Origin of the sequence: Vibrio sp. 10N.286.48.C11, assembly GCF_041469805.1 — a bacterium.
In the GTDB taxonomy this organism is placed as follows: Bacteria; Pseudomonadota; Gammaproteobacteria; order Enterobacterales; family Vibrionaceae; genus Vibrio; species Vibrio crassostreae_C.
In genome coordinates, this window is record NZ_JBFRLK010000053.1 from 40,503 (window position 1) to 53,203 (window position 12,701).

Here is a 12,701-nt window from a genome sequence, read left to right on the forward strand (position 1 = left end):
TAGTATGAATACGAATTCGATAAAAAACGCTAACTGGATGTTAGCGTTTTTTGTTTCTGAAGATTGTTCTTGGAATCTTTTGAAGTTTAAGGAAGCCTCAAATACTAAATAGGAAAGTGTTCAGGATTCACAAATGGGATCAGAGCCAAAATTAAAGCTTGATGATAGACCGAACTGCGTGACAATTGGTTATGTGTCAGTAGGCCAATGGCACCACCTTTCTGTTTGATATTGTCGGTACCAAACACTTCATCCATCACATCCCCTAACTCGTTTGCATGCTCTAGTTTCTCAAGCACGGCTGGTGGCAGCATCAGACTTGCTGAACGAGACTCGCCACGTTGGCCATTCGCTTCGATCACCATCCAGGCAAAGGTGACGTTTGTTTCTATTCCCGCTTCTAGACCAACATAGAAGTCTGCATCAGGCTGAGCTTGAGTTGCGTTGTGAACTCGATTCACGGCACCTTGATAGGTTTCATCATTGCTCATCGGTTGATCGGCGACACCACTAGGGACGCTGATGCCTTTGAAATCAAATTCAGTATCAGGAAAAGCAGATAAGAACGCACTTTTAACGGCGTTTATTTTAGCTGGGTTCAGCGATGCGATGATTACAGATTTCATGTGTCGGATTCTTTTTGTTGTCGATTAGATTGAGTTGATGTTGTCGGTACCAGTCACTCAACTCTTCTAGTGGCATGGGTTTACCAAAGTAATAGCCTTGCAGCATATCGCACTGTGCATCCTGTAACCACTGGTGCATGTCTTGAGTTTCAATCCCTTCGGCGGTGACCTTTTTCCCCTGAGCATGACACAACCCGATAACTGGTTTTACGATGTTCTGGTTATCGGTTTCAATTAAGGTATCCAAAAACGCTTTATCCAATTTAATTTTCTGAGTTGGATACTGCACCAGTTGAGTGATAGAGGTGTAACCGGAACCAAAGTCATCAATCGCCAGTCGATAACCCATGCATGACAGCTCATTCAGCAATGGGAAGCCTTCTGAGTTTGAGTAAAAGGTTTCAGTGATTTCAAAATCGATTAGGCTTGGTGGAATTCGATTTAACTCCGCGTGTTCTTTAATGAAACCCGCAAGGTGAGTGGTTTCAATGCCAGCAGAAGATAAGTTGATCGACAATTGAATCGAGTGATCAAATTGAGTCTGAAGTCGATGGAATGAAGCAAACGCATTCTGTATTACCCAGCGGTCAACATGTTCGAACAGCCCGGTTTGTTCGGCTATTGGAATGAACTCATCCGGTGGAACCAAACCAAGTTGCTTTGAATTCCAACGTAATAACACCTCAACGCCAATAACATCAGTCCCGGTAGAATCCATGTAGGGCATGTAAACGAGCCTGAATTCATCATCAAAATTCTTACCTCTAAGCGCACGTTCAATGTCTGCTTGGCGCTGAATGGCTTTGTCTAAATCCCGTGAATAGTCAGCAAATTGGTTTTTACCGGCACGCTTGGCTTGGTACATCGCAGTATCCGCGTTGGACAGAAGCTTCTCGATTGAGTTGCCATCATTAGGGTAGGTCGCAATACCAATACTGACCGTGATCGGAAAGCTGCCTGATTCGGTGACAAAGCCTTTTTGCAGTGGAGTGAGCAAATCGTTCGAGAATCGATGCGCGACATTTCCTCGGTGACTAGGAGCGTTAATGTAGACAACGAACTCGTCTCCAGAAAGTCGGGCTGGCATACAATGAGCGTCGAATTCCTCTTTATAGTGACGACAAATATCTGAAATACGCTGAGCAAAAGAAACCAGAATCGAGTCGCCGATTTGATGCCCGTATTTGTCGTTCACAAACTTGAAGTTGTCCAAGTCAAAATAGAGAACCCAGGTTTCAGTATTCGAACTCGGTTTTGGCAACGATTGCTGAACGAAGGTTTGAAACTGATGCCTATTGGCTATTTGAGTTAACTGATCATTTTCGGCCAAGAGCTTGGTTTGCTGGTAGGTGTTGTCTAGCTCTTGATACATGTCATAAAAACGCTGTGATAGGCGGCCAAGCTCGTCACGAGTGCCTAAGCGTTCAATGTTCTTACGTTGTTTTTTTTCGACTTGCTGTAGCTGTCGATCGAGCCGTGTTATTGGAGTAATCACAGTGCGAGACAGAAGCATGAGTAGCAGAGCGACAGTTACAAACGCAGACAGTGCAAACGACAAACTCAGCTTGTTCCAAATTGAATCGAGCTTGTTTTCCAACAGGAATTGCGCCGGATCGACCGTGGCGTACAGTTCTGGTGCAAGCTTGACTGAGTGAGTAACATCATTTTCCAAAGAAACCGCTATGGATGTGAAGAACAAGCTGGTTTGGTAGTCGAACTCTATCTGTTTTCTCAGCGCATTAAATTTGTCGAGAGAGACAGAGACAACAACAAAGAACACATCGTCGGGTTGATTGTTAACGGTTGGGAAAATCGCTTTTCTATCTACCTTGTCATAGTGAACCAACATCCCTTCGCCTTGGGAGTTTTGAATATAGTTGGTACTCGATGTTGCTAAGGTGTCTTGATAGTGCAGGTCAACATACTCCAATATCTTACTGTCAATCTGAGTGCGTGAGTCATTGCTATTATCCGCGTAATAACGCAGTTTTCGATCACCATTAAGAAGCGCTAAACCTGTATAGCTTTCATCGTCATCTTGCAGGAAATGAATGGCTTCTCGAAGATTACTGACCAGTTCAAGATCGCGAGATAGATTTTGATCAGTGAGAAAATAACGCTTCACCATATCACTCTGGGTCAAGGTGTAAGAGTAGCTATTGAGGAACGAACGAGATTGGCGAAAGTATCCGGCTAGTTTTTCCATGTTCAGTTGAAGTGCGTTGTCTTCGCGTTTGATGAAACTGCTTTTTTGCGTCGAATAAATAATATAGCTAGAAGCCGCGGTACTGATCAGTATCACAGGGGCTATTAGTAGTAAGATTTTAGTACTTAGCTTCATAGTTAATGACAACACTATTTATAAATTAAGCGCATAAGTTTATGTTACTTAATGCTTACTCGCTATTAATTATACGTAGTTCGATGATTTCCTGTGAAGGGGGTAAGGTTTTGTCTTTATTGATAAAAAAAGCCACTAATGAGTTTTTGTTAGAAAGGCTCAAGTAGTGGAGAGAGTAAGCGTGCCGAATGTGCGAAACAAGTGAATTGTGTTTCAGGCATGCTAGGGTGAGTTTTCTTAGCGAGAATAGTACTCGACTAGAGGGTGATTTAAGTATTTGGCCTGCTGTAGGCCAAATACTTATGTTAGCTAAAAGCTGATACTCACTTTCAGCTATGACAACTTAACTTGAGTCGCTTTGATGTTCTCACTTGGGTAGCAACCCAACACCTTAAGGTGGCGAGTAATGGCTGTTAGTTCCGTTATCGCTTGTTGCATATTATCTGAATCCAGATGCGCCTCTAAATCGACATAGAACATCTCTTCCCAAGGGTTACCCATGATAGGACGAGATTCTAGCTTAGTCATGTTGATGCCTAAGCGTTGCAGGATCAGTAGTGTTTCTACCAAAGAACCCGCCTCTTGAGATGTCGACATGATGAGCGTTGTTTTCGCTGGTATTTGAGTCGATACTTCAACAGGCTTACGCGCCACAACGATGAAACGAGTGTGGTTCTCTGTTTGGTTTGCAATATTGCTCTGGATTGGCTGTAGTCCATAAAGCTTACCGCTCGATGCATTACCAATAGCAGCTACGTCATTACCACCCAATTCTTTAACTTTTTTCATTGCATCAGCGGTGCTTGCGCAAGACTCAAGGTTGACACCCTTAAGGCGGCTCAAGAACTCACTGCATTGTTGATGAGGTTGTGGGTGCGAGTAGAGTGTTTTGATGTCTTCTAAACGGATATCACTTTTAGCAACAAGGCAGTGCTCAATCGGTTGAGAAAGTTCGCCAACAATGTATAGAGTCGTATGCTGTAACAGGTCGTAGACCTCGTTAATTGACCCTGAACTGGTGTTCTCAATCGGCAGGACACCGTAGTCGGCATGGCCAGACTCTACTGTTGATGCGACTTCTTTGAAGTGATTACAGTTCAGCTCAATCAATTCCATATTCTTGCGGCTGAAGTATTCGCGGCTCGCAAGGTGAGAATACGATCCCTTAGAACCTAAGAATGCAACGCGAGCCAATGGTTTACGGCTTTGCGGGTTCGCTAGGTTTTGTAAGTATGACTGTTGTAGTAAAACGGAATCTTCGATGATGGTGTGAAACAGCTTGGTAATGTACTGCGCATCAAGTTCGTATTTATCTTTGCCGTTGTTGATCAGCTTAACTAATAGTTGTTGTTCTCGTACTGCATCACGAACTGGTTTTGATGTCTCTACTTTGCTTTTAGCGACTTCGATACTTAGCTTGCGACGCTCTGAAAGTAACTTCAGGAGTTCGTCGTCTAAATCATTAAGACGAAGGCGGATATCATCCAGTGAAATTGAGCGGTCAGTCATAAATGTGTCCTTATAAAAAAGCCTCCCTAGTGTGGGAGGCTTCTTGTTCGTTTTTGACTTGTTTTTCTAAAACGACTTAGCCTCCGATTTACGGAAGAAAAAAGAAGTCAAAAATAAACAAAGATTGAGTGTGCATAAAAAGTGATTGTTTTATGAATGTTTAAACACAATAAGCAAGCGAGCTACGAGCGTCAAGCAAAAAAATAGCGCCCTGAGGCGCTATTTTTTAATCTGTTCTCTTTCCTTATTCTACTTCAGCTTCTAGCTCTTCGATTTCAGGCTTTTCAGTGCGGCGCGCTTCTGGTTTATGGCGTAGCTTGTTGAGTTGACGCTCTAGTTTTTGTTCTACTTCGTTGATCGCTACGTAGAGGTCGTCATGGATTGATGAAGCAACAAGTTGGCCTTTTGGTACGGTTAGTACCGCTTCAAATTTCTTCTTCTTGTTTGGTTCTTCGCTAAAGCTCGCTTGGCAGCCAATGATGTCTACTTGCCATTTATCTAGCTTTTTAAATTTGCTTTCTATGTGATCACGGATTGCAGAGGTAATGTCGATGTTTTTACCAGTGATGTTCATTTTCATAGAAGTTTTCCTCTGTTGTATCCCTCATGGGTTAACTTCAGATTACGACTTTTAGGAATAAAGAATGTGATCTAGATCTTGTTTTGGTTGGGTAGGATAAGCATTAAAATCAAATGTGATCTTACGCAAGTCTTAGTATCTTTTTGGCGAAAAATGCTTGTTATCCTTATGAAAAACGATAACTTGGAGGCAAGGCTTCGCTAAAAATTAAATCAGTTTTTAGGGGCGTCCTACAGCCTATGGAAAGTGCTTGATTGAAATTTACTCAATAGTGTTTTGTGATATAGGTCTTGTAATATAGGTCTTGTAATATAGGTCGCTACATAAGCTTCTTCAGAATTAGATAAACAAAAGCCGCATAAGTATTCTTATGCGGCTTTTGTGTTTTTTAGCTTTACCTAATACCTTTGGCTCCCCAGCTCTGGGATGGAGGCGATCCTAGTCGTTAGTGTTCAGTAATCTCGCTGTGCCGTCCTCTCGGATAGCATTGATAGCTTGTAATTGTTTATAGATTACGAAGTAACGATTGATGTTGGCAACATAGGTTACGGGTTCTTTACTCACGTATTTGCGAGTGATGATTTCTACGTTTTTAAACCAGATGTTTGGGTTGTAACCTTTCTGCTTGGCAATGCTCCTCATCTTTCTGATCTTAGCAGGACCAGCGTTGTAAGAAGCCAAGGTAAAGTAGATTTGATTGTCGGGTGATATTGCCGGGTCGTCAAAATATCGGTCTTTGATAAAGCGCATATACTTCACACCCGCATGGATGTTGTTATCCACCTTATGGATGTTCTTGATGTTGACGTTTTTATCTTTGGCGGTACTCGGTAATACCTGCATCACACCAATAGCCCCGCGATGAGAAATCCGGCTCTGATCCAGTCCTGATTCTTGGAAACCTTGAGCTGACATCATTAAAGGATCAAATTCATACTTGCTCGAATACTTTTCAAAGACATCTGAGAGTTTAGCTACTCGGTCTACTTTATTGGGGTTGAGTGCTCGGCCTAACCAGCGAGTATTGTCGATGTATTTCTGGTAGATGACATTCCCAAGCAGGGTGCCTGTTCGTGCGGTCTTGACGTATTTGTTTATCTCTTTCTTCAGTTGAGGGCTGTCTTTTCTTAAAGCCCAAGCAATACGACCATTTTCTCGTAAAGGTAAGTCGTTATGGACTTGAATGTTTTCCATTACATCGATCCAGAGCTTGGCTTTATGGTTATCCAGAATTGTGCCTTGTATATAACCTTGGTTAACCAGTTCTATCAGCTCGTAGTCTTGTAATGACTCCTCGATAAAGTGGACATGCAGTGGTGGTAAACCTAGCTCGTTAAGCTCCTTATTAACTCTTTGTACACTCTCGAAGTAACTCGAGCTTGCTCGTATCCACACCTCTTTGCCACTCAATTGCTTGATTTCGGTGATAGGTTCGGCCTTTTTCCCTGTGATAATGAGTTCTTTACCATCTTTAATCATCGGATCCGAAAAATCGATGGTTCGTAATCGTTTATCGGTGATCGTTAGGTTAGCGACAGCGACATCACCATAGCCAGACTCTAAAGAGGGAAGTAGATCATCTCGTTGCACGGGGATGACTTGAACATTGAGGTAGGGATGTTTCTTACGAAGGCTTTTCTCAAAGTGGTAGAGCATTTCTGCCACGATGCCTTTTGGCTTGCCATCCTCGATGTAATAGAAACCAAGATCGGCAGACACTAGCACTCTAACCGTTCCTTTGGTTTTGAGCACATCCAAGTCACCCATGTAAGGCTTATTGCTTAATGGAGACAGTTCTAATGCGTAGGATAAGTGGCTAAATAGCGATATCCAGATAAATAATAACAACCTACTCACATCCACACTCCATGTTGATGTTTTGTTAAAAGTTATCTTTTGAAGATACCGTGTATTATGCGATCCATCAAGTTTGCGATATGTAGATGAAAAAAAAGCGCGCTAGTAAATTAGCGCGCTTTTAGGATTGAGATGTAAGAGGTTTGATTAAGGTAGTGGGTTTAACTCAATCAACTTTTCTGTTCTTAACACAGCGTCATCTAGGCCGAGTTGTTGATAAGCTTTTAGCTGGATATCTAAAGACTTACGCGCAGCAATGGTGTCTGGGTAAGTTTTTTGCAGCTCTTGCGTTCTGTTGATCGCAGCAATCCAAGCTTCGCGGCGTAGGTAGAAATCAGCGGTTGCTAAGTCATACTCTGCTAGGCGGTTCTTAAGTGCGAACATGCGTTTTTGTGCATCTTCAGCATAAGGGCTACTAGGGAAACGTTCGAGTAGTCGCTTGAAGTCAGCAAACGCAAGTTTCACTGGTTCAGGATCTCGGTCACTACGGTCGATATTAAAAATATCGTGCATGAAGTTTCGGTCTTGCGCCATGTGCGTTAAGCCGCGCATGTAAAGAACCCAGTCTTGTTTCTCATGCGTTGGGTTCAAACGTAGGAAACGTGAAATGGTAGCGAGGCCAAGTGCCAAGTCATCATTTTTGTAGTAAGCGTAAATCAGATCGAGCTGTACTTGCTCAGAATAGGCGCCGAATGGGTAACGTGAGTCTAGGGCTTCTAGCTTTTCTATTGCTGAAAGCCAGCTACCGCTCTGCAGTGATTCTTGAGCGTCAGAGTAGAGAACCGATGGTGGTACATCTGGCACTATCTCTTCACTACTTGAACAACCAACCAAGAGTGATACGGCTAATAGACCCGATAAAGTAAGGTGTTTCATGTCAGGCGTCGATTCCTTGAATTAAATATTTCGTAAGCTTCCGTTACTTTCTAACCAGTAACAGATACAATGATGCAATTATTCTATTTTATCCATACTAATGGGTATTAGTCTCACGGTTTTTAAAAAAGTTCGATATGGCTCAGCAGATCACATTAACAGACACAGTAAAAAGCAGCCAGTTAGGTCAACGTTTAGACCAAGCTGTCGCTGAACTATTTACCGATTTTTCTCGCTCTCGCATTAAAGAGTGGCTTCTTGACGGCAAAATCCAAGTGGATGGCGAAGTTATTACAAAGCCGCGCGTTAAGGTTTTGGGCGGTGAAGAGATCATCTTGCAAGCTGAACTTGCAGATGAAGAGCGCTGGGAAGCACAAGATATTCCTCTAAACATTGTCTACGAAGATGATGACTTATTGGTTATCAATAAGCCTCGCGATCTGGTTGTACACCCAGGCGCAGGCACACCGGATGGAACCATACTAAACGCATTGCTTTTCCATTACCCACAGATTGCAGAAGTGCCTCGTGCAGGTATTGTGCACCGTCTTGATAAAGACACAACAGGCCTTATGGTTGTAGCTAAAACGGTTCCAGCTCAAACTCGTCTTGTGCGTGCGCTTGCTAAGCGTCGTATTACTCGTGAGTATGAAGCAATTGCAATTGGCAAAATGACCGCTGGTGGTGTGGTAGAAAAAGGCATTAGCCGTCACGCAACTAAGCGTACTCTAATGGACGTAAATGAATTAGGGAAACCAGCGGTAACTCACTACCGTGTTGCTGAGCACTTCCGCGAGCATACTCGTATTCGTCTACGCCTAGAAACGGGTCGTACTCACCAAATCCGTGTTCACATGTCATACCTTCAGCACCCGCTGCTAGGTGACGTTGCATACGGTGGCCGTGCTCGTATTCCAAAAGGTGCATCTGAAGAACTAACGACCATGATTCGTTCTTTTGATCGCCAAGCGCTACACGCTGTTATGCTTAAATTTGTTCACCCAATTACAGGTGAAGAAGTTGAGTTCCACGCTCCTGTGCCAAATGACATGGTTGTGATGGCTGAAGCGTTACGTGTTGATGCTCGCGAAAACTTGGAAGACGACATTTAATCATGTCGATGATCATCCCTAACTGGAATGCACCAAAAAACGTGAAAGCATTTGCTTCGACACGTTTTGATGGTTTTTCTACTGGTGCGTATCAAGGATTAAACCTAGGTACGCATGTTGGGGATGATGCTTCTCTTGTTGAAAACAACAGAGCCTGGCTCAAGCAATACGCTAATATGCCTGCCGCTCCGGTATGGCTACATCAAACTCACTCAACAGATGTCGTTACGGTTTTACACCCTACGGCAGATATTCTTGATGCTGACGGTACGTTTACCACAGCTAAAGGTGTTGTTTGTTCTGCGATGACAGCCGATTGCTTACCTGTAATCCTTACTGATACCAAAGGCACTCAAGTTGCAGCTGTTCATGCTGGTTGGCGTGGTCTTGCTGGTGGAATTCTTGAAAATGCCGTCGCAAAGTTTTCAAACTTAGGTTCAGAGAATAAGATCATTGCTTGGCTTGGTCCTGCAATAGGCAAACAAGCTTTTGAAGTAGGCGATGATGTGTTGGAAGCTTTCGTTAGTTTTGACTCTCAAGCTAAGCTTGCATTTGAAGCCAAAGCTGAACCGGGCAAATGGCTAGCGAATATGTCTCAGCTTGCAACGCAAAGACTGAACAAAGTTGGTGTCACTTCTGTTACAGACTCCAATCTATGTACCTTCGCTGATGCGGATGCGTTCTATTCTTATCGTCGTGATGGTATTACTGGACGCCAAGCTACTTTTATTTGGTTAGAGTAACCTTTAGTTAGTGCAACCAGTCATCCAGTTCATTTATATTTTTATATCAGCTCTATTCTTCATTCTTATCCCTTGAAAATCCGCGTTACCGTATCCATCTTCTAACCATAAGATAAACATATCTAAGAGTAGGAAGGTTGGCATGCGTCTCGATCGATTCACTAGTAAATTCCAAATTGCGATATCTGATGCTCAGTCGCTCGCATTAGGTCGTGATCACCAATATATAGAACCTGTGCACCTAATGGTGTCTTTGCTTAATCAAGATGGTAGTGCAATTCGTCCATTGCTCACCATGCTGAATATTGATGTGGTTCAATTGCGTTCTAAATTGAGCGAAATATTAGACCGAGTGCCTAAAGTAAGTGGCATCGGTGGTGACGTTCAGCTATCGAATGCGATGGGAACGCTGTTTAACCTGTGTGATAAGGTCGCGCAAAAGCGTCAAGACAGTTATATATCTTCAGAAGTATTCCTACTGGCTGCTATTGAAGACAAAGGTCCTTTAGGAAACCTACTTAAAGAGCTAGGTCTTACCGAGCAAAAATTATCTCAAGCTATTGAACAAGTCCGCGGTGGCCAGAAGGTCGATGACCCGAATGCGGAAGATAGACGCCAAGCACTCGAGAAGTTCACCATTGATCTGACCGAAAGAGCAGAGCAAGGCAAGCTAGATCCTGTTATTGGCCGAGACGACGAAATCCGTCGCACTATCCAAGTACTTCAACGCCGCACCAAGAACAACCCTGTCATTATCGGTGAACCAGGTGTCGGTAAAACAGCGATAGTCGAAGGTTTGGCTCAGCGTATTATTAACAATGAAGTACCTGAAGGTTTGAGAGGCCGACGTGTACTTTCGTTAGATATGGGCTCTTTAATTGCCGGTGCTAAATATCGTGGTGAATTTGAAGAACGTTTAAAATCAGTTCTTAATGAATTATCGAAAGAAGAGGGCAATATCATTCTCTTCATCGATGAAATTCACACCATGGTCGGTGCGGGCAAAGGTGAAGGCTCTATGGATGCGGGTAATATGCTGAAACCTGCATTGGCTCGTGGTGAACTTCACTGTGTAGGTGCAACCACACTCGATGAATATCGGCAGTATATAGAGAAAGATCCTGCGTTAGAGCGTCGATTCCAAAAAGTGATAGTCGATGAGCCAACCGTGGAAGACACGGTCGCAATTCTCCGCGGTTTGAAAGAGCGCTATGAACTTCACCATCATGTAGAAATTACTGACCCTGCGATTGTCGCGGCGGCAACCTTATCTCATCGATACGTTTCTGATCGCCAATTGCCAGATAAGGCGATTGATCTGATTGATGAAGCGGCTTCGAGTATCCGTATGCAGATCGACTCAAAACCTGAGTCGTTAGATAAGCTCGAGCGTAAAATCATTCAATTGAAGATCGAGCAGCAAGCTCTTACCAATGAAAATGATGAAGCCAGTGAAAAACGCCTTCGAACATTACAAGAAGAGCTTTCTGACAAAGAACGCGATTTCGCAGAACTTGAAGAAGTGTGGAATGCAGAGAAAGCCGCGCTTTCTGGCACGCAACACATCAAGTCAGAGCTAGAACAAGCACGTATGGATATGGATTTTGCGAGACGTGCTGGTGATCTTAACCGAATGTCTGAATTGCAATACGGTCGAATTCCAGAATTAGAGAAGCAGTTAGATCTTGCGACTCAAGCTGAAATGCAAGAAATGACGCTGCTGCGTAATAAGGTCACGGATGCAGAAATTGCAGATGTGCTATCTAAACAAACAGGCATCCCTGTTTCTAAAATGCTAGAAGCTGAGAAAGAGAAGCTTCTTAAAATGGAAGGTGTTCTACATAAGCGTGTTATTGGTCAAGCGGAAGCTGTCGAAGTGGTATCTAATGCGATTCGTCGTAGCCGTGCAGGTTTATCTGATCCAAACAAGCCGATTGGCTCTTTCTTATTCCTTGGTCCAACTGGCGTTGGTAAAACGGAGTTGTGTAAAACACTCGCGAACTTCATGTTTGATAGTGACGATGCAATGGTGCGTATCGACATGTCTGAGTTTATGGAGAAACACTCTGTTGCTCGTTTGGTTGGTGCTCCTCCGGGTTACGTTGGATATGAAGAAGGTGGTTACTTAACAGAAGCAGTGCGTCGCAAGCCTTATTCAGTGATTTTGCTAGATGAAGTAGAGAAAGCGCATCCTGATGTTTTCAATATCTTATTGCAGGTGCTTGATGATGGACGCTTAACTGATGGACAAGGTCGTACAGTCGATTTTAGAAACACGGTAGTGATCATGACATCCAACCTTGGCTCTTCGAGAATTCAAGAGAACTTCAATACGCTCGACTACCAAGGAATAAAGAATGAAGTGATGGAAGTGGTAGGTAAACATTTCCGTCCTGAGTTTTTGAACCGAGTTGATGAAAGCGTGGTGTTCCATCCATTGGGTCAAGAGCACATTCAGTCGATAGCCGCTATTCAGCTTAAGCACCTTAAGAAGAGAATGGAAGACAATGGTTATGAGCTTGAAGTTTCGGATAAAGCACTCAAGTTAATTTCTCAAGTTGGTTTTGATCCAGTATATGGTGCACGACCTTTGAAAAGAGCGATTCAACAAAGTGTCGAGAACCCGTTAGCGAAAGCGATACTGGCAGGAAAAATTAATCCAGATAAGAAAGTGCAGCTATTAGTAAACAACGACCGCATTATTGCTCACCAATAGTTGAAGTAAGAACGGTAGGTACGATTGGCCGAAATTAAGGCTTAATCGTACCTATTTTAAACGCTTTGTGTGAATAGTGTTCGAACGGTCGCCGGTGGCGGCTTTTTTTCGTTTTTAGCCTTGTACAAAGGATTATTCTCTCTATAATGCGCCTCCGTTGCCAAGGATAACCAAGCGGTTTTAACTGAGTAACAAGACGGTGATAAGCATTTAAGATGCTTTGAAAAATTAGCTGGAAAAAGTGTTTGACACTGGAATCTAATCCGCTAGAATGGCCGTCCACTTCGAGAGGCTCCTTACTAAAAGGAAGGCTCAACAAGTAAAGCTCTTTAACAATTTAA

At 43.2% G+C, this 12,701-nt stretch carries 9 protein-coding genes and 1 other annotated feature; of the genes, 3 read left to right on the forward strand and 6 right to left on the reverse strand.

What is annotated here, in order from left to right:
* Window positions 1–104: 104 nt before the first annotated feature.
* The 6 genes from yjjX to AB4209_RS14725 form a co-directional block, all read right to left on the reverse strand.
* Entirely contained in the window at window positions 105–626 is a 522-nt protein-coding gene (yjjX, locus tag AB4209_RS14700; RefSeq protein ID WP_048606829.1) for an inosine/xanthosine triphosphatase, read from the reverse strand.
* Window positions 589–2,967: a bifunctional diguanylate cyclase/phosphodiesterase gene (locus tag AB4209_RS14705; RefSeq protein WP_017059360.1), complete on the reverse strand. Its 2,379-nt coding sequence runs from the start codon at window positions 2,965–2,967 to the stop codon at window positions 589–591. Before AB4209_RS14705 ends, yjjX begins: the two co-directional genes overlap by 38 nt.
* Before the next feature lie 333 nt (window positions 2,968–3,300).
* Window positions 3,301–4,476, reverse strand: coding sequence for a prephenate dehydratase (pheA, locus tag AB4209_RS14710; protein WP_017059361.1), 1,176 nt, complete (start codon window positions 4,474–4,476; stop codon window positions 3,301–3,303).
* Between the two features lie 12 nt (window positions 4,477–4,488).
* Window positions 4,489–4,610 (reverse strand) — a sequence feature (Phe leader region).
* Between the two features lie 110 nt (window positions 4,611–4,720).
* Window positions 4,721–5,056, reverse strand: coding sequence for a ribosome hibernation-promoting factor, HPF/YfiA family (gene hpf, locus AB4209_RS14715; protein WP_102394030.1), 336 nt, complete (start codon window positions 5,054–5,056; stop codon window positions 4,721–4,723).
* A gap of 438 nt (window positions 5,057–5,494) precedes the next feature.
* Window positions 5,495–6,919, reverse strand: coding sequence for a lytic transglycosylase F (locus AB4209_RS14720; RefSeq protein WP_346762950.1), 1,425 nt, complete (start codon window positions 6,917–6,919; stop codon window positions 5,495–5,497).
* 141 nt (window positions 6,920–7,060) lie between these two features.
* Entirely contained in the window at window positions 7,061–7,789 is a 729-nt protein-coding gene (locus AB4209_RS14725) for an outer membrane protein assembly factor BamD (RefSeq protein WP_017059363.1), read from the reverse strand.
* Window positions 7,790–7,926: 137 nt separating this feature from the next.
* Between AB4209_RS14725 and rluD the strand changes: the two genes are divergently transcribed.
* From rluD to clpB, 3 genes are all read left to right on the forward strand, one after another.
* The gene (rluD, locus tag AB4209_RS14730; RefSeq protein ID WP_017059364.1) at window positions 7,927–8,901 is read left to right on the forward strand and encodes a 23S rRNA pseudouridine(1911/1915/1917) synthase RluD; all 975 of its coding nucleotides are present in this window, start codon (window positions 7,927–7,929) and stop codon (window positions 8,899–8,901) included.
* A 2-nt stretch (window positions 8,902–8,903) separates the two neighbouring features.
* A complete protein-coding gene (pgeF, locus tag AB4209_RS14735; protein WP_372056314.1) occupies window positions 8,904–9,644 on the forward strand; it encodes a peptidoglycan editing factor PgeF in 741 nt (246 codons plus the stop codon).
* Window positions 9,645–9,786: 142 nt separating this feature from the next.
* Window positions 9,787–12,360 carry an ATP-dependent chaperone ClpB gene (gene clpB / locus AB4209_RS14740; RefSeq protein ID WP_372056316.1) on the forward strand — a complete coding sequence of 858 codons (2,574 nt, stop codon included), beginning with the start codon at window positions 9,787–9,789 and terminating at the stop codon, window positions 12,358–12,360.
* The last annotated feature ends 341 nt before the right edge of the window (window positions 12,361–12,701 follow it).

What these genes read in the sequence shown, in the direction of transcription:
- yjjX (WP_048606829.1), bottom strand. Translation starts at nt 626, where the DNA reads ATGAAATCTGTAATCATCGCATCGCTGAACCCAGCTAAAATAAACGCC.
- AB4209_RS14705 (WP_017059360.1), bottom strand. Translation starts at nt 2,967, where the DNA reads ATGAAGCTAAGTACTAAAATCTTACTACTAATAGCCCCTGTGATACTG.
- pheA (WP_017059361.1), bottom strand. Translation starts at nt 4,476, where the DNA reads ATGACTGACCGCTCAATTTCACTGGATGATATCCGCCTTCGTCTTAAT.
- hpf (WP_102394030.1), bottom strand. Translation starts at nt 5,056, where the DNA reads ATGAAAATGAACATCACTGGTAAAAACATCGACATTACCTCTGCAATC.
- AB4209_RS14725 (WP_017059363.1), bottom strand. Translation starts at nt 7,789, where the DNA reads ATGAAACACCTTACTTTATCGGGTCTATTAGCCGTATCACTCTTGGTT.
- rluD (WP_017059364.1), top strand. Translation starts at nt 7,927, where the DNA reads ATGGCTCAGCAGATCACATTAACAGACACAGTAAAAAGCAGCCAGTTA.
- pgeF (WP_372056314.1), top strand. Translation starts at nt 8,904, where the DNA reads ATGTCGATGATCATCCCTAACTGGAATGCACCAAAAAACGTGAAAGCA.
- clpB (WP_372056316.1), top strand. Translation starts at nt 9,787, where the DNA reads ATGCGTCTCGATCGATTCACTAGTAAATTCCAAATTGCGATATCTGAT.